Annotated in this window: 22 protein-coding genes; 9 read left to right on the top strand and 13 right to left on the bottom strand. The window is 62.3% G+C overall.

Features of this window, described 5'->3' with window-relative positions; all coding sequences use genetic code 11:
• Positions 1 to 70 precede the first annotated feature (70 nt).
• From VGO12_RS02315 to VGO12_RS02305, 3 genes are all read right to left on the bottom strand, one after another.
• A complete protein-coding gene (locus tag VGO12_RS02315) occupies positions 71 to 1,201 on the bottom strand; it encodes a site-specific DNA-methyltransferase (protein WP_327511133.1) in 1,131 nt (376 codons plus the stop codon).
• A 135-nt stretch (positions 1,202 to 1,336) separates the two neighbouring features.
• Complete coding sequence (locus VGO12_RS02310; RefSeq protein WP_327511132.1) at positions 1,337 to 1,687, bottom strand: antibiotic biosynthesis monooxygenase; 351 nt, start codon at positions 1,685 to 1,687, stop codon at positions 1,337 to 1,339.
• A 3-nt stretch (positions 1,688 to 1,690) separates the two neighbouring features.
• The gene (locus VGO12_RS02305; protein WP_327511131.1) at positions 1,691 to 2,011 is read right to left on the bottom strand and encodes an NIPSNAP family protein; all 321 of its coding nucleotides are present in this window, start codon (positions 2,009 to 2,011) and stop codon (positions 1,691 to 1,693) included.
• Between the two features lie 93 nt (positions 2,012 to 2,104).
• On the opposite strand from VGO12_RS02305, the gene VGO12_RS02300 reads away from it, so the two are divergent.
• Complete coding sequence (locus tag VGO12_RS02300; protein ID WP_327511130.1) at positions 2,105 to 2,785, top strand: winged helix-turn-helix domain-containing protein; 681 nt, start codon at positions 2,105 to 2,107, stop codon at positions 2,783 to 2,785.
• A gap of 27 nt (positions 2,786 to 2,812) precedes the next feature.
• On the opposite strand, the gene VGO12_RS02295 is transcribed toward VGO12_RS02300, so the two are convergent.
• Entirely contained in the window at positions 2,813 to 3,481 is a 669-nt protein-coding gene (locus tag VGO12_RS02295) for a GntR family transcriptional regulator (protein WP_327511129.1), read from the bottom strand.
• A 179-nt stretch (positions 3,482 to 3,660) separates the two neighbouring features.
• On the opposite strand from VGO12_RS02295, the gene VGO12_RS02290 reads away from it, so the two are divergent.
• Entirely contained in the window at positions 3,661 to 4,356 is a 696-nt protein-coding gene (locus tag VGO12_RS02290) for an HAD family hydrolase (RefSeq protein WP_327511128.1), read from the top strand.
• 223 nt (positions 4,357 to 4,579) lie between these two features.
• A complete protein-coding gene (locus VGO12_RS02285; RefSeq protein WP_327511127.1) occupies positions 4,580 to 5,686 on the top strand; it encodes an ABC transporter substrate-binding protein in 1,107 nt (368 codons plus the stop codon).
• A 120-nt stretch (positions 5,687 to 5,806) separates the two neighbouring features.
• Here the strand turns inward: VGO12_RS02285 and VGO12_RS02280 are convergent, their stop codons facing one another.
• Complete coding sequence (locus VGO12_RS02280) at positions 5,807 to 6,358, bottom strand: hypothetical protein (RefSeq protein ID WP_327511126.1); 552 nt, start codon at positions 6,356 to 6,358, stop codon at positions 5,807 to 5,809.
• A gap of 281 nt (positions 6,359 to 6,639) precedes the next feature.
• Between VGO12_RS02280 and thrC the strand changes: the two genes are divergently transcribed.
• From thrC to VGO12_RS02260, 4 genes are all read left to right on the top strand, one after another.
• The gene (thrC, locus tag VGO12_RS02275) at positions 6,640 to 8,040 is read left to right on the top strand and encodes a threonine synthase (protein WP_327511125.1); all 1,401 of its coding nucleotides are present in this window, start codon (positions 6,640 to 6,642) and stop codon (positions 8,038 to 8,040) included.
• Between the two features lie 16 nt (positions 8,041 to 8,056).
• Complete coding sequence (locus VGO12_RS02270) at positions 8,057 to 9,358, top strand: pitrilysin family protein (protein WP_327511124.1); 1,302 nt, start codon at positions 8,057 to 8,059, stop codon at positions 9,356 to 9,358.
• 295 nt (positions 9,359 to 9,653) lie between these two features.
• Positions 9,654 to 10,265, top strand: coding sequence for a GNAT family protein (locus tag VGO12_RS02265; RefSeq protein ID WP_327511123.1), 612 nt, complete (start codon positions 9,654 to 9,656; stop codon positions 10,263 to 10,265).
• A complete protein-coding gene (locus VGO12_RS02260) occupies positions 10,265 to 13,174 on the top strand; it encodes an EAL domain-containing protein (RefSeq protein ID WP_327511122.1) in 2,910 nt (969 codons plus the stop codon). The genes VGO12_RS02265 and VGO12_RS02260 overlap by 1 nt, the downstream gene beginning before the upstream one ends.
• Before the next feature lie 105 nt (positions 13,175 to 13,279).
• On the opposite strand, the gene VGO12_RS02255 is transcribed toward VGO12_RS02260, so the two are convergent.
• A complete protein-coding gene (locus VGO12_RS02255) occupies positions 13,280 to 13,873 on the bottom strand; it encodes a YqgE/AlgH family protein (protein WP_414650661.1) in 594 nt (197 codons plus the stop codon).
• Between the two features lie 181 nt (positions 13,874 to 14,054).
• Here VGO12_RS02255 and VGO12_RS02250 point away from each other — a divergent pair, with 181 nt between their 5' ends.
• Positions 14,055 to 14,897: a protein-disulfide reductase DsbD domain-containing protein gene (locus tag VGO12_RS02250; protein ID WP_327511121.1), complete on the top strand. Its 843-nt coding sequence runs from the start codon at positions 14,055 to 14,057 to the stop codon at positions 14,895 to 14,897.
• A gap of 73 nt (positions 14,898 to 14,970) precedes the next feature.
• Positions 14,971 to 15,456 carry a peroxiredoxin gene (locus tag VGO12_RS02245; RefSeq protein ID WP_327511120.1) on the top strand — a complete coding sequence of 162 codons (486 nt, stop codon included), beginning with the start codon at positions 14,971 to 14,973 and terminating at the stop codon, positions 15,454 to 15,456.
• A gap of 45 nt (positions 15,457 to 15,501) precedes the next feature.
• Here the strand turns inward: VGO12_RS02245 and rnhA are convergent, their stop codons facing one another.
• The 7 genes from rnhA to VGO12_RS02210 form a co-directional block, all read right to left on the bottom strand.
• Positions 15,502 to 15,969: a ribonuclease HI gene (gene rnhA, locus VGO12_RS02240; RefSeq protein WP_327511119.1), complete on the bottom strand. Its 468-nt coding sequence runs from the start codon at positions 15,967 to 15,969 to the stop codon at positions 15,502 to 15,504.
• Positions 15,966 to 16,946 carry a homoserine kinase gene (locus VGO12_RS02235; protein ID WP_327511118.1) on the bottom strand — a complete coding sequence of 327 codons (981 nt, stop codon included), beginning with the start codon at positions 16,944 to 16,946 and terminating at the stop codon, positions 15,966 to 15,968. Before VGO12_RS02235 ends, rnhA begins: the two co-directional genes overlap by 4 nt.
• Before the next feature lie 41 nt (positions 16,947 to 16,987).
• Complete coding sequence (ispH, locus tag VGO12_RS02230; protein WP_327511117.1) at positions 16,988 to 17,998, bottom strand: 4-hydroxy-3-methylbut-2-enyl diphosphate reductase; 1,011 nt, start codon at positions 17,996 to 17,998, stop codon at positions 16,988 to 16,990.
• A 2-nt stretch (positions 17,999 to 18,000) separates the two neighbouring features.
• Positions 18,001 to 18,366, bottom strand: a complete 366-nt coding sequence (locus tag VGO12_RS02225) for a DUF1304 domain-containing protein (RefSeq protein ID WP_327511116.1) — start codon at positions 18,364 to 18,366, stop codon at positions 18,001 to 18,003.
• A gap of 56 nt (positions 18,367 to 18,422) precedes the next feature.
• On the bottom strand, positions 18,423 to 19,166 hold the full coding sequence (locus tag VGO12_RS02220) for an SURF1 family protein (protein WP_327511115.1): 744 nt from the start codon (positions 19,164 to 19,166) through the stop codon (positions 18,423 to 18,425).
• Positions 19,159 to 19,542, bottom strand: a complete 384-nt coding sequence (locus VGO12_RS02215) for a DUF983 domain-containing protein (protein ID WP_327511114.1) — start codon at positions 19,540 to 19,542, stop codon at positions 19,159 to 19,161. Before VGO12_RS02215 ends, VGO12_RS02220 begins: the two co-directional genes overlap by 8 nt.
• 204 nt (positions 19,543 to 19,746) lie before the next feature.
• Positions 19,747 to 20,625 (bottom strand): cytochrome c oxidase subunit 3, encoded by an 879-nt coding sequence (locus tag VGO12_RS02210; RefSeq protein ID WP_327511141.1) that lies wholly within the window; start codon positions 20,623 to 20,625, stop codon positions 19,747 to 19,749.
• Positions 20,626 to 20,647 lie beyond the last annotated feature (22 nt).

Here is a 20,647-nt window from a genome sequence, read left to right as displayed (position 1 = left end):
GCTCCTTCCGGGACTGAAGGTACAAAAACCAGTCGGAGCGCTTTTCGAAGGATCGGGCGGAACTGGTTGATCAGTTCAGTTTTGCCAGATCATTTCGAATGACGGTTCTGAGATCGTCGATGGGCTTCAGGGTGTTCCCATCTTCGAAATGCCAGAATGTCCATCCGTTGCATGCATCAAGCCCCTGGACCTTGGCGCCCAGACGATGAATTGAGCCGGCCTCGCCGCCGGAAGCGACCGTGCCGTCGGCGCGAACGATCGCGCTGTAGCGACGCTTGGCGTCCGTCAGCACCGTGCCGGGCTTGATCAGGCCGCTTTCGATCAGCGTGTTGAACGCGACGCGCGGCTCGGCCTTCTTGCCGGTCATGACCGACAACATCGCCTTGCCGAGCGGTTCGACCGCGTCGATGCGCGCCGAAGCCGCGTCGATGTAATCCTGCTCGCGCTCGATGCCGACGAAATGGCGGCCGAGGCGTTTGGCGACGGCGCCGGTGGTGCCGGAACCGAAGAAGGGATCGAGAATGACGTCGCCCGGCTTGGTCGAGGCCATCATGATGCGGGCAAGCAGCGCTTCCGGCTTCTGCGTCGGATGCACCTTCTTGCCGTCGTCGTCCTTCAGCCGCTCGTGGCCCGAGCAGATCGGGAACAGCCAGTCGGAGCGCATCTGCACGTCGTCGTTGGCAGCCTTCATAGCATCGTAGTTGAAGGTGTAACCCTTGGCGTTGGCGTTCGGCGTCGCCCAGATCAGCGTCTCGTGGGCGTTCTGGAACCGGCGGCCCTTGAAGTTCGGCATCGGGTTGGTCTTGCGCCAGATGATGTCGTTGAGGATCCAGAAATGCAGGTCCTGCAGGATCGCGCCAACGCGGAAAATGTTGTGGTAGGAACCGATGACCCAGAGTGTGCCGGTCGGCTTCAAGACGCGACGGCAGGCGAGCAGCCAGGCGCGGGTGAAGGCGTCATAGGCTTCGAACGAGGCGAACTGGTCCCATTCGTCGTCGACGGCATCGACCACCGACTGATCGGGGCGGGTCAGCATGCCGCCGAGCTGGAGATTGTAGGGCGGGTCGGCGAAGACGACGTCGACCGAATTGTCGGGAAGCGCATTGAGCGCGGCCACGCAGTCACCCTTGATGATGGTGTCGAGCCAGCCCTGCGGACGGGGGGAGCGGGAGACTTCGGCAAGCGAAACAACAGAAGACATGGACAACTCGCAAATACGCTTACTCGGAACGGACTATGGAGCTTATGGTTACCGAAGATGGTTACCAATTGCTGAAGGCCGTTCCGAAAAAGTTCGCAGTCACACCATGTTAGCGACCTCTTCTGGAGCAGTCGTTTACTTGGCGTCGTGAAAAGCGCGGCTGTCGGCCGGCGCTTCGTGACGCTCGTTCATGCCATAGTCGCGCACGACCGGCGCAATGCGCAGACGGTAGTCGGCAAAAACGCCGTTGCGTCCCGCATCCTGGGCGAAGCGATGCTCGGTGGTCGTGCGCCAGACCTTCACCGCCTCCTCGTCGCGCCAGAAGGACAGGGACAGCACCTTGTCCGGTTGGGTGAGGCTCTGGAACCGTTCGATCGAGATGAAGCCGTCGATCTCATCGAGCAGCGGGCGCAGGTCGGCGGCAATGCCGAGGTAGGTGTCGCGCTGGCCCTCGGCCGGCAGGACTTCGAAGATGACGGCAATCATGGTTCACTTTCCTCCGGCAGGCGAAGACACGTTCTTCAGGAAAATCCGATCTTCCTTCAGGATAAACCGTTCGCGGCGGGAAAAGGCATAGTTTTCCCGGCCGAGCGGATCGGCGGCAAGCCTCGCGCGATAGGCCTCATAGGCGGCCAGGCTCTCGATGTTGTAGACGCCGTAAGCGGTTGTCGCCGACCCCTCGTGCGGACCGAAATAGCCGACAAGGTCGGCGCCACAGCGCGGGATCGCCTCACCCCAGTTGCGCGAATAGGTGGCGAATTCTTCCCTTTTGAAGGGATCGATCTCATAGCGGATGAAGCAGGTGATCATCGTCATCTCCTTGTTGCCGGAGCGTCGGGCCCGGCTTCGATGAGGTGACTATGCCTGCTTGTTCGACGCGGATGCTTCGACTACGATCGAAGTATGAAGGAAGGTCCAGACATCGCTCTCATCGGATCGCTGATCGGCGATCCCGCCCGCGCCAACATGCTGACGGCGCTGATGGGCGGCCGTGCACTGACGGCAACCGAGCTTGCAACCCATGCCGGCATCACGCTGCAGACTGCGAGTTCGCATCTTTCCAAGCTCGAGACGGGCGGCCTCTTGACCCAGCGCAAGCAGGGGCGCCACCGGTATTTTCAGCTTGCCGAGGACGAAGTCGGACTGATGCTCGAGAACCTGATGGGCTTTGCCGCAAGCCGTGGCATGAATCGTCACCGGCCCGGCCCCAAGGATCCGGCGCTCCGGAAGGCGCGCGTCTGCTACAATCATCTGGCGGGCGACTACGGCGTGCGCATGTATGACAGCCTGATCGCCGATAGGCAGATTGAGGTCACCGGCGACGACCTGGTGTTGACCGCGGCCGGCCAGAGCCGGGTCGAGGCGCTCGGCGTCGATTATGCCGCGCTGAAGAAATCCCGCCGGCCGATCTGCCGCACCTGCCTCGACTGGAGCGAGCGTCGCTCGCATCTGGCAGGCTCGCTCGGCGAGGCGCTCCTGACCCTTTTCATCGACAAGGGCTGGGCAAAACGCGAGACCAACAGCCGCGCCATCCGCTTTACCGCCCAAGGCGACAAGGCTTTTTCCGAGCTGTTCCCGCAATAGCAATCCGAGCCGCGTCAGCCGACACTGTCAGCCGACGATCGAGAAGGCTTCGCGGGTTTCGCCGGCTGCGGTTCTGACCGGCGTCTTGCCGATCCAGCCGACATGGCGCTCGAGGATCTTGGCGGCGTCTTCGCCCCGCCCCTCTCTGAGTGCTGCAAGGATCGCGCGGTGATCGTGGTCGGTGCGCGCCTCCCAGCTCGTCCGCCAGGCGGTAAACAGAAAGCGTGCACTCACAGCATGCAGATCGTCGATCGCCGCCAGCAGCCGCGGCATGCCGCAAGGCTCGAGGATCAGCCGGTGGAAGGCACGGTTCGCCGCCTCCCAGGAGCGCACGTCGCGCGAGGTGTCGGCAGCGACCGTTGCCGCCTCCGCCCGGTCGAGAATGGCTGCCGTCAGATGCGGGATCGCGTGGCGAAGCGCCAGGACCTCGAGTACGGCGCGCATTTCGGCGACTTCGCGAACCTCCTTCAGGTCAAACGAGGCAACGCGCACGCCGCGACGCGGCTCGCTGACGGCAAGCCCTTGCGCCTCCAACCGTCGAAAGGCTTCGCGCACGGGAACGTGGCTGGCGCCGAATTCCTCGGCGATATGATCCTGGCGCAGGCGCTCTCCGGGCATCAGCAGGCCGGAGATGATCCTCTCGGCGAGTGCCCTGCTGATGCGACTTGCAAGCGTATCGTCCAGTTGCTTTTCCATCCGCTACTGATAGAGCCGCGAAACAAAGCTGTCGAGCAAGCGGCGCGGCGGTTTCGATAATTTCCAAAGGTTGAGCTTTCGGCTGCCTTCGTATAAAGCTCTGCCGTACGAAAATATCGCGCCGCGCGAACGATCCTCCCCCGCCTGCGGCGCCTCCTTCTCCCAGGGAACTGTTCCAAATGACCGGTATCGATCTCATCATTTTTGATTGCGACGGCGTTCTCGTCGATTCCGAAATTATCGCATCCGAAGTCGAAGCAGCGCTGCTGACCGAAGCCGGTTATCCGATCAGCGTCGAGGAAATGGCCGAGCGTTTTGCCGGCATGACGTGGCACAACACGCTGCTTCAGATCGAGAAGGAAGCGAGCATTCCGCTCTCCGCCTCGCTGATCGACAAGGTCGACACCATTCTCGACGAACGTCTGGCGCGCGACGTCCAGATCATCGAGGGCGTCAAGCCGATGCTGGCGCAACTGACGCTGCCACACTGCATCTGCTCCAACTCCACATCCGCCCGCCTTGCCATGATGCTCGGCAAGGTCGGCATCAAGGACCATTTCGGCCGCCACATCTATTCTGCCCGCGACCTTGGCGCCGACCGCGTCAAGCCGAAGCCCGACATCTTCCTGCACGGCGCAAAGCAGATGGGCGTCGCCCCGTCGCGGGTGCTCGTCATCGAGGACTCGGTGCATGGCATCCACGGCGCGCGCGCTGCCGGCATGCGCGTGATCGGCTTCACCGGCGGCTCGCATACCCATCCCTCGCATGCCGACCAGCTGACCGAAGCGGGCGCCGAAACGGTGATCTCACGCATGTCGGCCCTGCCGGGCGTGATCGCAGCGCTTTCCGAATGGTCGGAATCGCTGACGGCCTGAGGCGCTGCAGCCGACCACTCTTGCCCCTTTCGCCCCGGCCTCCGGCCGGAGCGGGAAAAGAAGCCTTCGGCCACCACGGCAGGCGTCCAATAGGACGTCGGGACACGATGACACATTGAAGTGGCGTCGCATCCCCTTAGAAAATCTCCCCGGTTTTCGAAAAGCCGCGCACGAAGGCCATACCAGCCAAGCCCCATCAGGGGTATTTCTAGGAGGAAAAACCATGCGTCTTTCATTGTTGACCGGCCTGACCCTTGCGGCCAGCGTCGCCTTTGGCCCGCTCGCCTTCGCCGATATCACCGTTGGCGTCATCACCCCGCTCACCGGCCCGGTCGCGGCCTATGGCGAACAGGTGAAGAACGGCGCGGAAACGGCTGCCGAAGAGATCAACAAGGCCGGCGGCATCAACGGCGAGAAGATCGTGCTCAAGCTGCTCGACGATGCCGGTGATCCGAAGCAGGCCGTATCGGTCGCCAACCAGGCAGCCGGCGAAGGCATCCGCTTCGTCGTCGGCCCGGTGCTCTCCGGCACCTCGATGGCGGCTTCCGACATCCTTGCCGAGAACGGCATCCTGATGGTGACGCCGACGGCAACCACGCCGGATCTCACCACCCGCGGCCTCTGGAACGTGCTTCGCACCTGCGGTCGTGACGACCAGCAGGCTGAGGTTGCAGCCGCCTATGTGCTGAAGAACCTCAAGGACAAGAAGGTCGCCGTGCTCCACGACAAGGCGCCCTACGGCAAGGGTCTCGCCGACGGCTTCAAGAAGTCGATCAATGCCGGCGGCATCACTGAAGTCGTCTATGAAGGCCTGAACCCGGGTGACAAGGACTTCAGCGCCATCGTTACCCGCCTGAAGGCCGAAAACGTCGAGGTCGTCTATTTCGGCGGCTACCACCCGGAAGGCGGCCTGCTCGCACGCCAGATGCACGACCAGGGCGTGAAGGCGCAGATCTTCGGCGGCGATGGCCTGTCGAACTCCGAATTCTGGGCAATCGGCGGCGAAGCGGCGACCGGCACCGTCTACACCAACGCCAGCGACGCAACCAGCAACCCGGCGTCCGCCCCTGCTGTCGAAGCCCTGAAGGCGAAGAACATTCCGGCCGAGGCCTTCACGCTCAACGCCTATGCCGCCGTTCAGGTGCTGAAGGCCGGCATCGAGAAGGCCGGTTCGGCCGAGGACGCGACCGCGGTTGCAACCGCCATCAAGTCGGGCGAAGCCATCGACACGGTTCTCGGCAAGCTGACCTACGGCGAAGCCGGCGACCTCACCTCGCAGGCGTTCTCGCTCTACAAGTGGGAAGGCGGCAAGAGCGTTCCGGCCGAGTAAGTTCGAGCGGGATGAGATCCTGGGCCGAACCGGCCCAGGATCATCGTGATCCGAACACGACGTGAAATGGAAACGCCGGGGCAAGCCCCGGCGTTTTTCTTTTGAGGCTGTCGTTACAGCTTACCTCTTCTTACCCTTGGCCGGAGGACCTTCGTCGAAGCCGACATAGACGGTGACGTTGGAGCCGGAGCCGGCCGGCAGCGTTACGTCAGCCTTGGTGAAGACGAACTGCGCCGAGCCGGTCGAGGGAATTTCAACCGCGTGTTGCGTCAGTTCGGAATAGAGCGTCTTGTCTTCGTCGGTCGCAGCCACGCGGATCGGCATGGTGATCTTGCCGGGACCGCCGGCAGGACCGCTGATGACGCGCCCCTGGACGACGACGGTCATCGTGATAGCGCTCTCGCTCTGCACGCATTGGCGCGTGGTGTCGGCGAGCGACGCCTGGTAGACGAGCTTCGTCGGGTCGTTCTTGGCGCCCTTGGCGTAGCTTGAAAACACATTTGTGCCGTCACGAATGACGACCTGCGGGCATGCTGCCTGGACGACGGCTGGTGTCGGTGCGGCGGCACTGCCGCCTGCATCGATCGCGCCGCCGGATTGCGTCTTGTTACAGCCGGCGAGGACCGCGAGAAAAGATAGTGCGAGAACAGGCCGGGATACTTTGCCAAACACTTTGAACAACCTCTGCTGGACCGGTTGAAACTCCTTGACCGAAATCTCGGCCGGAAGGCCTTTCGTGGCCTTCGGGCATCGTCTATAGCAGCGCCAAACTGAAAAATCGATTGGGTCAGCCCGCCCCGTCCGATTTTTCCAAACTCCTTGTCGCGGCCGGAAATTGCGCCGGTGACAAGAATACATGCAGACTTTGTCAAGGACTGACGCAATAAGACGGGCGTGCCGCGACACCGCATTTTAAGGATCGTCGCGATCGGCAGGTGGGACGAAGGACAATCATGGTGAAGTATATTTCGACGCGCGGCGAAGCCGCCCCTCTCGGCTTCTGCGACGCGCTGCTTGCCGGTCTGGCGCGCGACGGCGGTCTCTATCTTCCCAAGGAATGGCCGAAGCTCTCCAAGAAGGACATCCGGGCCCTGCGCGGCAAGTCCTATCAGGAAATCGCCTTTGCCGTGCTCGAGCCCTTCATCAACGGGGAAATTCCGGCGGCAAAGTTTCGCGAGATGATCGACGAAGCCTATGCCACCTTCCGCCATCCGGCGGTGGCCCCGCTCGTCCAGACCGGCCCGAATTCTTTCGTGCTCGAACTCTTCCACGGCTCGACGCTTGCTTTCAAGGACGTGGCGATGCAGCTGCTCGCACGGCTGATGGATTATGTGCTTGCCGAACGCGGCGAGCGCGCCACCATCGTCGGCGCGACCTCGGGCGACACCGGCGGCGCAGCAATCGACGCCTTTGCCGGACGCGAACGCACCGACATCTTCATTCTGTTCCCGAACGGCAAGGTTTCGCCGGTGCAACAGCGGCAGATGACGACGTCCGAGGCGTCGAACGTGCACGCCATCGCCGTCAACGGCAATTTCGACGATTGCCAGAACCTCGTCAAAGCGATGTTCAACGACGCCTCATTCCGCGATCGCGTCAAGCTGTCCGGCGTCAACTCGATCAATTGGGCGCGCATCATGGCCCAGATCGTCTATTACTTCACGACGGCGGTCGCGCTCGGCAGCCCGGACCGCAAGATCTCCTTCACCGTTCCGACCGGCAATTTCGGCGACATCTTCGCCGGCTATGTCGCAAAACGCATGGGCCTGCCGATCGACAAACTGGTGATCGCCACCAACGAAAACGACATTCTCGCCCGCACGATGAAGACCGGTCGCTACGAGATGCGCGACGTCAAGGCGACCACGGCGCCGTCGATGGACATCCAGATTTCGTCGAACTTCGAACGGCTTCTGTTCGAGGCGAACGACAGGGACCCGGGCGAAGTGCGCCAGGCGATGGACGGCCTCAAGCAGTCCGGCTCCTTCACCATCCGCGAAAAGGCGCTCAAAGCCATCCGCAAGGAGTTCCGCGCCGGTCGCGCCTCCGAGAAGGAGGTCGCCAGGACGATCGAAAGCACCCTTCAAGAGACCGGTTACCTGCTCGACCCGCACAGTGCCGTCGGCGTCTTCGTCGCCGCCAAACACGAGAAGGCGTCGGCCCCGATGGTCACGCTTGCCACTGCTCATCCGGCAAAATTCCCCGACGCGGTAAAATCGGCCAGTGGTATTGACCCGGCGCTTCCGACGTGGCTTGCTGACTTGATGAACAGGGAGGAGCGTTTCGATATCCTGGATCCGGACCTGAAGACCGTCGAGACCTTTATCGGCGAGCGCACCCGCCTCCGGGGGTAAGAACGAGAAGAAACGTATGATGAAAGTTGAGTGCACCCGGCTCCCTTCCGGGTTGACGGTGGTAACCGAGAACATGCCGCATCTTGAAAGTGTGGCGCTCGGCGTGTGGATCAAGTCCGGTTCGCGCAATGAAACCGTGGGCGAACATGGCATTGCCCATCTGCTGGAGCACATGGCTTTCAAGGGCACCGCGCGGCGCACCGCCCGCCAGATTGCCGAAGAGATCGAAAACGTCGGTGGCGAGGTCAATGCAGCGACCTCGACCGAAACGACCTCCTACTATGCCCGCGTCCTCAAGGATCACGTCCCGCTCGCGGTTGATATCCTCGCCGACATTCTGACGGAATCGACCTTCGACGACGAGGAGCTCCGGCGCGAGAAGCAGGTGATCCTGCAGGAGATCGGCGCCGCCGACGACACGCCCGACGACGTCGTCTTCGACCGCTTCGCCGAGACCGCCTATCGCAACCAGACCGTCGGCCGGCCGATCCTCGGTACGCCCGACACGGTGATGTCGTTTTCCGCAGACCAGATCCGCCACTATCTCGGCCGCAACTACACGACCGATCGCATGTTCGTGGTCGCGGCCGGCGCTGTCGAGCACGAGGCCTTCGTGCGCCAGGTGGAAGACCGCTTCTCCTCGCTGCCGCGCACGCCGATTGCGACGCCGGTGCTGGAAGCCGCCCGCTACACCGGCGGTGAAAGCCGCGAAACGCGCGACCTGATGGATGCGCAGGTTCTGCTCGGCTTCGAGGGCAAGGCCTATCACGCCCGCGACTTCTACTGCTCACAGATCCTCGCCAACATCCTCGGCGGCGGCATGTCCTCCCGCCTCTTCCAGGAAGTGCGCGAGCATCGTGGTCTCTGTTACTCGGTCTACGCCTTCCACTGGGGCTTTTCCGATACCGGCATCTTCGGCGTTCATGCGGCGACCGGCGGTGAAAACCTGCCGGAACTAATGCCCGTCATCGTCGACGAGCTGCGCAAGTCGTCTATGAACATCGAGCAGCAGGAAATCGAGCGCGCCCGGGCCCAGATCCGTGCACAGCTCCTGATGGGCCAGGAAAGCCCGGCTGCCCGTGCCGGCCAGATCGCCCGTCAGATGATGCTCTACGGACGGCCGATCCCGAACGAGGAACTGATGGAGCGCCTGTCGGGCATCACCATCGAGCGCCTCACCGACCTTGCCGGCCGGCTGTTCTTCGACACCACGCCGACGCTTTCGGCCATCGGCCCGCTGGAGCAGCTTGCCCCGATCGGGGATATTCTCTCCTCGCTCACAGGCAAGGCTTCCGTGCCGCACGCCGTCGCCAGCTGATCGCTCCCGGATCGTTTCATTGTCAGCGATGGAATGATCCGGAGCCGTTTCCAGTCGACCCCGGATACCGCTTCAAAGGCGGTGGACACCACGCCTTGAGCGGCTGCAGGACTTTGCAGCCATCGCCGCAGCGGAGCCTCCTCTCTGAACCCGTGAAGTCTTTGCAGCTTTTCGCAAAATCGGATTCGATTTGCGCGCAAAGTTGTGCAACGTTTCGATATGTGACAGCGCGAAGGCGGGCTGTCTGGCGGACGATTTAAGGCCCCGCGTAAACTGGATGGCCTTGGAGGCAGCGATGACACGATCGGTTTTTCGGTTCCTGTCGCGGCAGCCGGATACGGTCGAGATCGCCAATCAGAATTATCTGCTGCGGCTTCCCCGCTACGCCGATTATCGCCAATGGTATCTGCTGCGCAACGAAAGCCGCGCCTTCCTGGAGCCGTGGGAGCCAACGTGGCGTCCCGACGAGATGACCGAGAGCGCGTTTCGCGCCCGCGTCATCCGCAACGAGCAGGAATATGCCTCCGGCCAGGCGGTGCCCCTTTTCCTTTTCCACAAGCCAGGCGAGGTCCTGCTCGGAGGCTTGACGATCGGCCACATACGCCGTGGCGCCGGGCAAAACTGCATGATCGGCTACTGGATGGGCGCGCGTCACGCGGGCAAAGGCCACATGTACGCAGCGCTCAGGCTGACGATCCCCTACATCTTTTCGACCCTTGAGTTGCACCGTATTGAAGCAGCCTGTATTCCGGACAACTCAAGAAGCATCCGGCTCCTTGAAAAGGCCGGTTTTGAGCGTGAAGGCTATTTAAGACAGTACTTGAGAATCAACGGCCAGTGGCGTGACCACGTGCTCTTTTCTCTCCTGTCCGACGATACGCTACCGAACAGGAATATGCCCCTTTGATGCCTCTAGCCCGCTCGCCCTTCGCCCGGTCAGCCCTGAAGCTGGCAGCGTTTGTGATCACGCTCACCACGTTTTTCTGCGCGCTTGGCGGTGCGGCTCAGGCTCTCGAGCCGGTGAAGATTTCACGCGAGGACACAGCCCTCGACCTGACCGCGACGACCGAGATCTATAGCGGCCGCAACGAAGCCTTCCAGGTTTCGACGGCACCGGGAACCGACGGCATCGTACGCCGCATCGAGGTGCGCTCCAGCAGCGAGGACCACCAGGGCGACTGGGCGGTGTTCGCGCTCGCCAACGTCTCGGCCGAGCCGCTCGACCGCGTCATCGTCGCACCACATTTCCGTCTGGTAAACTCCAAGCTGTTCTGGCCGGATCTCGGCTCGAAACGCATCCTTTCGATCACCCCCAGCGAAGGCTTCGCGCTGAGCCGCGAGCCGAGCGACGAGGCGGACGTCTTCCGCATCACGCTGGCGCCGGGCGTCATCATCACCTTCGTCGCAGAGCTCGCGACGCCGGAACTGCCGCAGATCTATCTCTGGGAGCCGGATTCCTACAAGGACACCGTCAACGCGTTTACGCTCTATCGCGGCATCGTGCTTGGCATCGCCGGCCTGCTCGCGGTGTTCCTGACGATCCTCTTTGTCGTGAAGGGCACGTCGATGCTCCCGGCGACGGCAGCCCTTGCCTGGGCGGTGCTTGCCTATATCTGCGTCGACTTCGGCTTCCTGTCGAAACTCATCAGCGTGACGGCCGGCGACGAGCGAATATGGCGAGCGGGCACCGAGGTCTTCCTGGCGGCGGGCCTCGTGATCTTCCTGTTCACCTATCTCAACCTCAATCGCTGGCACCAGCATCTGGGCTATGCGACGCTCGCCTGGATCCTCGGCCTCGGCCTGCTCTTCGGTGTCGCCGTCTACGACCCGGCGATCGCCGCCGGCATCGCCCGGCTTTCCTTCGCACTGACGGCAACGGTCGGTATCATCCTGATCGCCTATCTCGGCTTCAACCGCTACGATCGCGCGATCCTGCTCGTGCCTGCCTGGCTGCTCATTCTCGTCTGGCTGTTCGGCGCCTGGCTGACGGTCACGGGCCAGCTTGCCAACGATATCGTGCAGCCAGCACTCGGTGGCGGCCTCGTCCTGATCGTGCTTCTGATCGGCTTCACGGTGATGCAGCATGCTGTCGCCGGCAGCGGCTATCAGCAGGGGCTGTTTTCCGATCTCGAACGCCAGTCGCTCGCCCTCACCGGCTCGGGCGATACCGTCTGGGACTGGGATGTCGCGCGTGATCGCGTCGTGACCATTCCCGATATTTCGACCCAGCTCGGGCTCTCGCTCGGCAGCATGCACGGCCCTTTGCGCAACTGGCTGCCGCGGCTTCATCCCGATGATCGCGACCGGTTCCGCGCCACCCTCGACGTGCTGCTGGAACGCCGGCGCGGCAAGCTCAACCACGAATTCCGGGTGCGCGCCGAGGACGGCCACTATCACTGGCTTTCCATTCGCGCCCGCCCCGTCCTTGGTGCCAACGGCGAAATCATCCGCTGCGTCGGCACCATCATCGACATTACCGAGCAGCGCAATTCCGTCGAGCGGCTGCTGCACAATGCGCTTCTCGACAACCTGACGGGCCTGCCGAACCGGCAGGTGTTCCTCGACCGGCTGCAGGCAATGCTGCTCATGGCTGACGGCAGCAATTCCGTCCGCCCGACGGTTCTTGCCATCGACATCGACCGCTACAAGCAGGTCAACGATCTCCTCGGGATCGCCGCCGGCGACAACATCCTGATCGCTCTCACCCGACGCCTGCGCCGGCTGATGCGGCCGCAGGATACGCTTGCGCGGCTGGGGGGCGACCAGTTCGGCCTGATCCTGATGTCCGAGCGTGATCCGGCCAAGGTCGCCGATTTCGCCGACGCGGTCAGCAAGGCGATCATGGTGCCGCTCAACTACGGCAACCGTGAAATCAACCTGACGGCATCCATCGGCCTCGTCTCCTGGCTCGACCAGGAACAGAGCGCTGGCGGCCTTCTCGATGACGCGGAGCTTGCGATGTTCCGCGCCAAGAAGGAAGGCGGCAATCGCGTCGAGCCTTTCCGGCCCGCTTTCCGCACGTCCGGGTCTGATCGCATGCAGCTCGAAGCCGATCTCAAGAAGGCAATCGAGCGCAAGGAGCTGTCGCTGGTCTACCAGCCGATCGTGCGGCTGAACGATGCGGAGATTGCCGGCTTCGAGGCCCTGATGCGCTGGGACCACCCCAAGCGCGGCAACATCTCGCCGACCGAGTTCATTCCGATCGCCGAGAACTCCGATCTCATCAACCAGCTCGGCATGTTCGCCTTCGACCGGGCGACCAGCGATCTGACCGAATGGCAGCTGCAGACCGGCGACCTTCCGATCTTCGTCTCGATCAACCTGTCGAGTGCGCAGCTGCTCAACAACGAGCTTTATGACGACATTCGCGCCATCCTCAACAAGAACCGCTGCGATCCGGCCAAGGTGAAGATGGAGCTGACGGAATCGCTCGTGATGGAAAATCCCGAGCAGGCCCGTCTCGTGCTGGAAAAACTGAAGGAAGCCGGGCTGAAACTCGCGCTCGACGACTTCGGGACCGGCCACTCGTCGCTGTCCTATCTCACCCGCTTCCCGTTCGACACGATCAAGATCGACAAGGCGCTGGTGCGAGACCCGAGCGACAAGCGCGGCATCCTGTTGCGTTCGGTCATCACCATGGCCCGCGAACTCGACATGCAGGTGGTTGCCGAGGGGATCGAGTCCGAAGACGATGCGATCCAGCTGTCGCAGATGGGCTGCGACTACGGCCAGAGCTTCCTCTTCGGTCCGCCGATCGGCTCGGAATCGATCCAGAGGCTGCTGAAGGAACGCTTCCCGCTGATGAAGCGCGCATAAGACGCTCAGCGAGAGACCGGATCACAAGTTTTGACCGCAGGCGATTGCCGGCGGTCGGCATTGTCGGGATCAGTGGATCGAGGGAAAAGCCGATTTCGACTTCGGTCAGGCGTGGCCTGCATCCGCGGAGAGCATTGCTGCCGAGATACCCATCAGCGCCAGGGCGCGATCGTACTTGTCGTCGAGCGCCTTGTCGAAGATCAGTTCCTCGCGCGCCGGGCATGTCAGCCAGCCGTTCTGGGTGATTTCCGCTTCGAGCTGACCGGGGCCCCACCCGGCATAACCGAGCATCATCGTCGCCCTCACGGGCCCCTCCCCGCGCGAAATGGCGCGCACGATGTCGAGCGTTGCCGTCAGGCAAATCTCATCGCTGACGGGGATGCTGGAGTCGCTCAGATAATCGTCGGAATGCAGCACGAAACCACGGCCGGTTTCGACCGGGCCGCCCGCCTGGATCTGAAACTCCCGGGTCATGGCCGGAAGCCTTATCGCTTCCTCCTCGTCGAGAAGATCGAGATGCAGCAGTACATCGGGGAAGGTCAGCTGCTGCGGCCTGTTGAGCACAAAACCCATCGCGCCGTCATCGGAATGGGCGCAGATGAAGATGACCGTGCGGGCAAAATTGGCGTCAAATATTCCGGGCATGGCGATCAGGAACTGACCGTCAAGAAAGCCTCGTTCGCGTCTCTTTTGCGCCATCGGAATAGCCATCATGCCAACAGCCTATCAATTCGCCGCGAAATGAAAAGCGTCTCTGCGTCGCGGTCTTCAAATATTGCACGCACGGCGTTCACCTCTCCGTGTGCGATCAAGCATTTATGATCGTTGTGCTCCTTCGGCCATCTGGAGCGTTTCGGGCAAAAGCGATATTGCTTGCCGCATGTTCAGGCGCTTCACACACCACAACATGGCCCAGCTCGCTGGCGCGGCAAGTCTCGTCGTCTCATTTTTTCTGCCCATGCCGGCGACCGCCGCCACGAGCGACTGGGTCACGTCGCCGGGCGGCATGGTCCGTCTGGTCGCAGCACCACCGCGACAGGACGGCACCATACCGGCAACCCTCGAAATCAAGCTCAATCCCGGCTGGAAGACCTATTGGCGAGAGCCTGGCGCAAGTGGCATTCCCCCGCAGGTGACGCTCGATCCCGCCGGCGGCGTGGTGCTTGAGAAGATCGGGTTTCCGGTGCCCAAGACATTCGACGACGGCGTGGTGCGCTATGTCGGCTACGACAAGTCGGTTGCCTTCCCGCTGACCTTGAAGCGCGTCCATGGTCAAGGCGACGTCAACATCCGGGCCTCGGTGTTTCTCGGCATCTGCGAGGACATCTGCATTCCCGTTCAGGGAGAGCTGACGTTGGCGCTGAAGCAGGACGGCTTCGACAATCCGCTCGATGGCGCTAGGATCGACGACGCGGTTGCCGCCCTGCCGGAAGCGCCATCCGGGGATTTTGCCGTCACCGCGAGCCGCTACGATGCCGGCTCGTCATTGCTCCACCTTTCCTTGCGCCTTCCTGCCGGCAAAGACCGGCCGGAGCTGTTTCTGGCCGGTCCCTCCGGCCTCACCTTCGGCAAGCCGGAACTCTCGCCGGACCGCGGCGCAGAGCTTGAAGCGACCGTCCCGGTCAAGCTCACGGGCAAGGACAGGGAACTCAAGGGCAAGCCAATCGTTCTGACAGTCCGGGCGCAGAACCGCAGCATGGAGACGACGCTTGCCATTGATTAAGGCGTCTCTATAGTCCGGCAGGCTCTCCGCCGCGCGGAGAGGATCGATACGCAAGCAACGCAAGGAGAGTGCCGTGACCATTGCCGTCGGAGACAAGCTGCCAGCCGCGACCTTCAAGGAAAAGACTGCCGACGGTCCGGTGGAGATCACCACGGACCAGCTTTTTGCCGGCAAGCGGGTCGTGCTTTTCGCCGTTCCCGGCGCCTTTACGCCGACCTGCTCGCTCAATCATCTTCCCGGTTATCTCGAAAACCGTGACGCGATCCTCGCCCGCGGCATCGACGAGATTGCCGTCGTTGCCGTCAACGACCTGCATGTGATGGGCGCCTGGGCGACCGCATCGGGCGGGATGGGCAAGATCCACTTCCTGTCCGACTGGAATGCCGCCTTCACCAAGGCGCTGGGCATGGATATCGATCTTTCGGCCGGAACGCTCGGCGTCCGCTCGAAGCGCTATTCGATGCTGGTCGAAAACGGGGTGGTCAAGACGCTCAATCTTGAGGAAAGCCCCGGCCAGGCGACCGTTTCGGGCGCCGCCGCGATGCTCGAACAGCTCTGATCGCAGAAAAAATGCAAATGGAAACGGGCCGCAACGGCCCGTTTTTCATTTCACCAGAAGCGAGCCCAGACCACGCTTCTTCTTGTAGGGCTCCATGCCCTTGCGCGCGAGCTCGTCGGCGCGTTCGTTCTCCGGGTGGCCGGCGTGGCCCTTGACCCAGTGCCACGTCACCTTGTGACGGCGGTTGGCCTCGTCCAGCGCCTGCCAGAGTTCGCCATTCTTCACCGGCTTCTTGTCAGCGGTTTTCCAGCCGTTCTTCTTCCAGCCGTGGATCCACTTGGAGATGCCATCCATCACATATTTGCTGTCGGTGTGGAGATCGACCTCGCAGGCGCTCTTCAGCGCGTCGAGTGCGGAAATCGCCGCGAGCAGCTCCATGCGGTTGTTGGTCGTCTCGGCCTCGCCACCAGACAGTTCCTTTTCCACCTCGCCGTAGCGCAGCACCGCACCCCAGCCGCCCGGCCCCGGATTGCCCGAGCAGGCGCCGTCGGTATAGATATCGACATGTTTCATGCGGACGCCCTATCGCTTCGCAAGCCGTATTCGGCGCTCGACGTGATCGCCCGGTGGAAGCGGATCTTCGTCAGATATTCCAGCGGATCCTTCTTGACCACGAGCGCGCCTGCAGGCGTCATCAGCCAGTCGTAGAGCCGGGTGAGGAAGAAGCGCAGCGCGGAGCCGCGGCACAGCAGCGGCAGGGCCTCGACCTCATCAGGCGTCAGCTTGCGCACGCTCTCATAGCCCGCGAGCATCGCCATGCCCTTGGTGATGTTGTAGGAGCCGTTCTTTTCGAAGCACCAGGAATTGAGGCAGACGGCGACATCGTAGGCGAGGTAGTCGTTGCAGGCGAAATAAAAGTCGATCAGGCCGGAAAGCCGATCCGCAAGGAAGAAGACATTGTCCGGGAAGAGATCGGCGTGGATGACGCCATCCGGCAGGGATTTCGGCCAATGACGCTCGAGATGCTCGAGTTCCGCGGCAATCTCGTCCTTGAGCCCGGCCTGCACCTCGTCGGCGCGCGCCTCGGAATTGACCCAGAGCGGACGCCAGCCGCCGACGGAGAGCGCATTGGCCCGCTTCAGGGCGAAACCTTCGCCGGCAAGATGCATGGCGGCCAGCGCCTTGCCCACTTCGTGGCAGTGCTTGGCCTCGGGCTTGCGCAGCCACATGCCCTCAAGAAACGAGATGACGGCCGCCGGACGGCCCGAGAGCTCGCCAAGCAGTTCGCCGTCTGCACGCGGAAGCGGCAAGGGGCACGACAGGCCGCCTTCGGCCAGATGGTGCATCAGCCCGAGAAAGAACGGCAGGTCGTCGGCGTTGACCCGCTTTTCGTAGAGCGTGAGGATGTAGGAACCCTTGGTGGTGTGCAGCAGGAAGTTGGAGTTCTCGACCCCTTCGGCAATGCCTTTGTAGGAGGTCAGCTGGCCGACGTCATAGGCGGCGAGAAAACGGGAGAGGTCGTCTTCCGTGATATCGGTGTAAACTGCCAAGGTTTTCCACTCTCAAGAAATGCGGGCAAGAAAATGCGGGGTTATTCGCCGTTGACGAAGGCCATGTCGGCCGCCGTCAGCGGCACGTGACGGATCTCGCGATTGACAAGGAAGTTCTCGTTCTCCTCGACCGTATCGGCAAGCTCCACCGTCACATGGTAGCGCTCGCGGAACGACTCGATGATCTCGTTGACGATCACTTCGGGCGCAGAAGCACCGGCTGACAGGCCGACGATGGAGATGTCGCCGATCTCGTCCCAGTAGATCTCGGACGCGCGCTGGACCAGAACGGACTTCTTCGCCCCTGCCTTCAGCGCCACTTCGACGAGGCGTTTGGAGTTGGAGGAATTCGGCGCGCCGACGACCAGGAACAGGTCGCAGCCGGGCGCTGCCTGCTTGACCGCCTCCTGGCGGTTGGTGGTCGCATAGCAGATCGAATCGGCAGCCGGCGCCGTGAGATTAGGAAAGCGTTCGTGCAGCCGCTTGATGACGCCTGCGGTGTCGTCGACCGACAGCGTCGTCTGGGTGACGAAGCCGAGATTGTCCGGGTCCGGCGGCTGGTAGACGTCGGCGTCCTCGACGGTCTCGACCAGGGATACGGTGCCTTCGGGCAATTGCCCCATGGTGCCGATCACTTCCGGATGGCCGGCATGGCCGATCAGGACGACGTGACGGCCGAGACGGTTGTGGCGCATCGCCTGCTTGTGGACCTTCGAGACCAGCGGACAGGTGGCGTCGAGATAGAACAGATTGCGCGCGTCGGCATCTGCAGGCACCGACTTCGGCACCCCGTGGGCGGAGAAGACCACCGGCTGCTTGCGGTGTTCCGGCGGGATCTCGTCGAGTTCCTCGACGAAGATCGCGCCCTTGGCCTCGAGCCCCTCGACCACGTAGCGATTGTGCACGATCTCGTGGCGCACATAGACCGGCGCTCCGAATTCCTTCAGCGCCAGGACAACGATCTGGATCGCCCGGTCGACGCCGGCACAGAAGCCGCGCGGGCCGCAGAGGCGGAGGGTGATCGGGGATTTTTCTGCCGTTGATGATGCCATGATCAGGATGCCGATAGGAGAAGAACAAGCGCTGCAATGGCCGGACCGCCCTGGATCAACAGGATACGCGGCTTGACCGACCACGCGCCATATATAGCCGCAACGATCACGCACACAAGGAAGAACACCTTCAGCTGAAAGGCAAAGAACGCATCCGCCTGCAGCAGTGACCAGAAAAGACCAGCGGCAAGAAAGCCGTTGTAGAGCCCCTGGTTGGCGGCGAGCACGCGTGTCGTCTCGGCCTGTTCAGGCGTCATGCGAAAGATGGCCCTTCCCTGCGGCCCCGTCCACAGGAACATTTCAAGCACCAGAAAGCCGACATGCAGCAAGCCGGTCAATGCAATCAATGTGTTCGCGATGATCGTCATCGTTGCCCCCGCGCCGTTGCGCACCCAGCAGCGTTACCATGACGGCAAGCGATCGGCTATCGCCCGCGCCGAAACGCATAGATGCCGCTGACCACCACCAATGCGGCTGCCAACCCGTACCAGGTCAGGGCATATTGCAAGTGGTTGTTCGGCAGATCGAACTGGGTGACGCCACCGATCGGCAAGCCGCCGGGATTGGGCGTCGCGTCGGCATCGACGAAGAACGGCACCACCTTGTCGGCGGGAAGCCCGACCGAGGACGCCATCGTATCGAGGTCCTTCCAGTAGAAGATGTTCTTGGCGAGATCGTTGTCCGGAACGATCGACGACGGTTTTTCGCCGAGCTTCGGCCTTGCAAGGCCGTTGATCGCGACCGAGGTGGGAAGCTCGCCGGCGAGGCGCGTCGACGAATCCTTCTGCTCGAAGGGCACGAAACCGCGATTGACGAACAGGAAGCGGTCGTCGTCGAGCCTCAGCGGCGTGAAGATGTAATAGCCGGTGCGGCCGTTGAAGGTCGCGAAGAAGTGTCGTTCCTTGCTATGGTCGAACCGGCCGGCGAGCGAGACGGTGCGGTAGTCGATGTCGCCACCGTCAGCGAGGATCTTTTCGATATCGGCAAGCGCCACCGGCGGCGCGGACTTGCGCTCGGCGATGGCTGTCAGCAGCCCTTCCTTCCAGTGCAGCCGCTGCATCTGCCAGGTGCCGAGCGACACGAGGATGGCAAAAGCAGCCGCCAGGACGAGGAACGCGGCGAGGCGCCCGATCAGGCCAGCCTTCTTCTTGGTCGCAATCTCAGCCACGGTCGATTTCACCCGGACGCGCGTTGTTGCGGTATTGCAGGTTGATCAAGATGCCCTTGAGCATGCGCGTCAGGCCGAGGCTAAAGATCACCGCAAGCGGGATCCACAAGATGAAATGCAGCCAGAGCGGCGGGTTGAAATTGACCTCCGCCCAAAGTGCTGCACCGACGACGATGAAGCCGACGATCAGGATCACGAAGACCACCGGGCCGTCGCCGGAATCGGCAAAGCGATAGTCGAGATCGCAGCTCGCACAGGCCGGCTTCACCTTCAGAAAACCGTCAAAGAGCTTACCCTGGCCGCAGCGGGGGCACAGGCCCCTGATCCCGGTCATGACCGGGTCCACCGGCGGAAAATGTGCCTTGTCTTCGCTCACAGCATGCTCTCGATCGGTGTGTTGGTCGGGACCGTCGCCCGGACTTCATCCATGCCTGCATTGGTAACGGCAACGGCGCCATTCGTCCAATCCAAGCGCTGCGTCAAAATCGCCAGATTGCCTGAAATGCCAGACCCTCCAAAAGAACAAGGCGGCTGCATGACTGCAGCCGCCTTGTCGAGAAGAGCGCGAACTCTGTTCGTCTTACATGTGCGCGACAGGCGCGCCCCAACCACCCCAGATGTAGATGGAGAAGAAGAGGAACAGCCAGACGACGTCAACGAAGTGCCAGTACCAGGCGGCCGCTTCGAAGCCGAAGTGCTGCTTCGGCGTGAAATCGCCACGCAGTGCACGGATCAGGCAGACGAGCAGGAAGATCGTGCCGACCAGGACGTGGAAGCCGTGGAAGCCGGTCGCCATGAAGAAGGTCGCGCCGTAGATCGAGTCCTTGAAGGCGAACGGAGCGTGAGCGTATTCGTAAGCCTGGACGTAGGAGAACAGCACGCCGAGCGCGACGGTCAGCGACAGGCCGTAAACCAGGCCCTTGCGATCGTTGTGCAGCAATGCGTGGTGCGCCCAGGTAACCGTCGTGCCGGAAAGCAGCAGGATGACGGTGTTGTAGAGCGGCAGGTGCCAGGGGTCGAGGACCTCGATGCCCTTCGGCGGCCAGACGCCGCCGGTAAAGGCGGTGCGGGTTGCCTGAATGGCTTCGCCCGGGAACAGGCTGGCGTCGAAATAGGCCCAGAACCAGGCGACGAAGAACATCACTTCCGAAGCGATGAACATGATCATGCCATAGCGCAGGTGCAGGGCAACGACGCGGGTGTGGTGACCTTCGTGCGCTTCCTTCACCGTGTCCGACCACCAGCCATACATGGTGTAGAGAACGATGATGAGGCCTGCCAGCAGGATCCAGACGTTTGCGAACTCGAGGCCGAAGATCTTCAGCGAGCTGCCCGACAGATAGCGCATGTAGCAGATGCCGCCGAACGCCATGACGAAGGCGCCGATCGAGGCAAGCAGCGGCCAGGGGCTTGGGTCAATGATGTGGTAGTCGTGATTCTTCTGATGCGCACCGGCCATGTCAGTAATCCCCGAAATGTCT

The sequence above is a fragment of the Ensifer sp. genome (genome assembly GCF_035999135.1).
GTDB lineage: Bacteria > Pseudomonadota > Alphaproteobacteria > Rhizobiales > Rhizobiaceae > Ensifer.
This window is presented reverse-complemented; position numbering and strand designations above follow the sequence as displayed.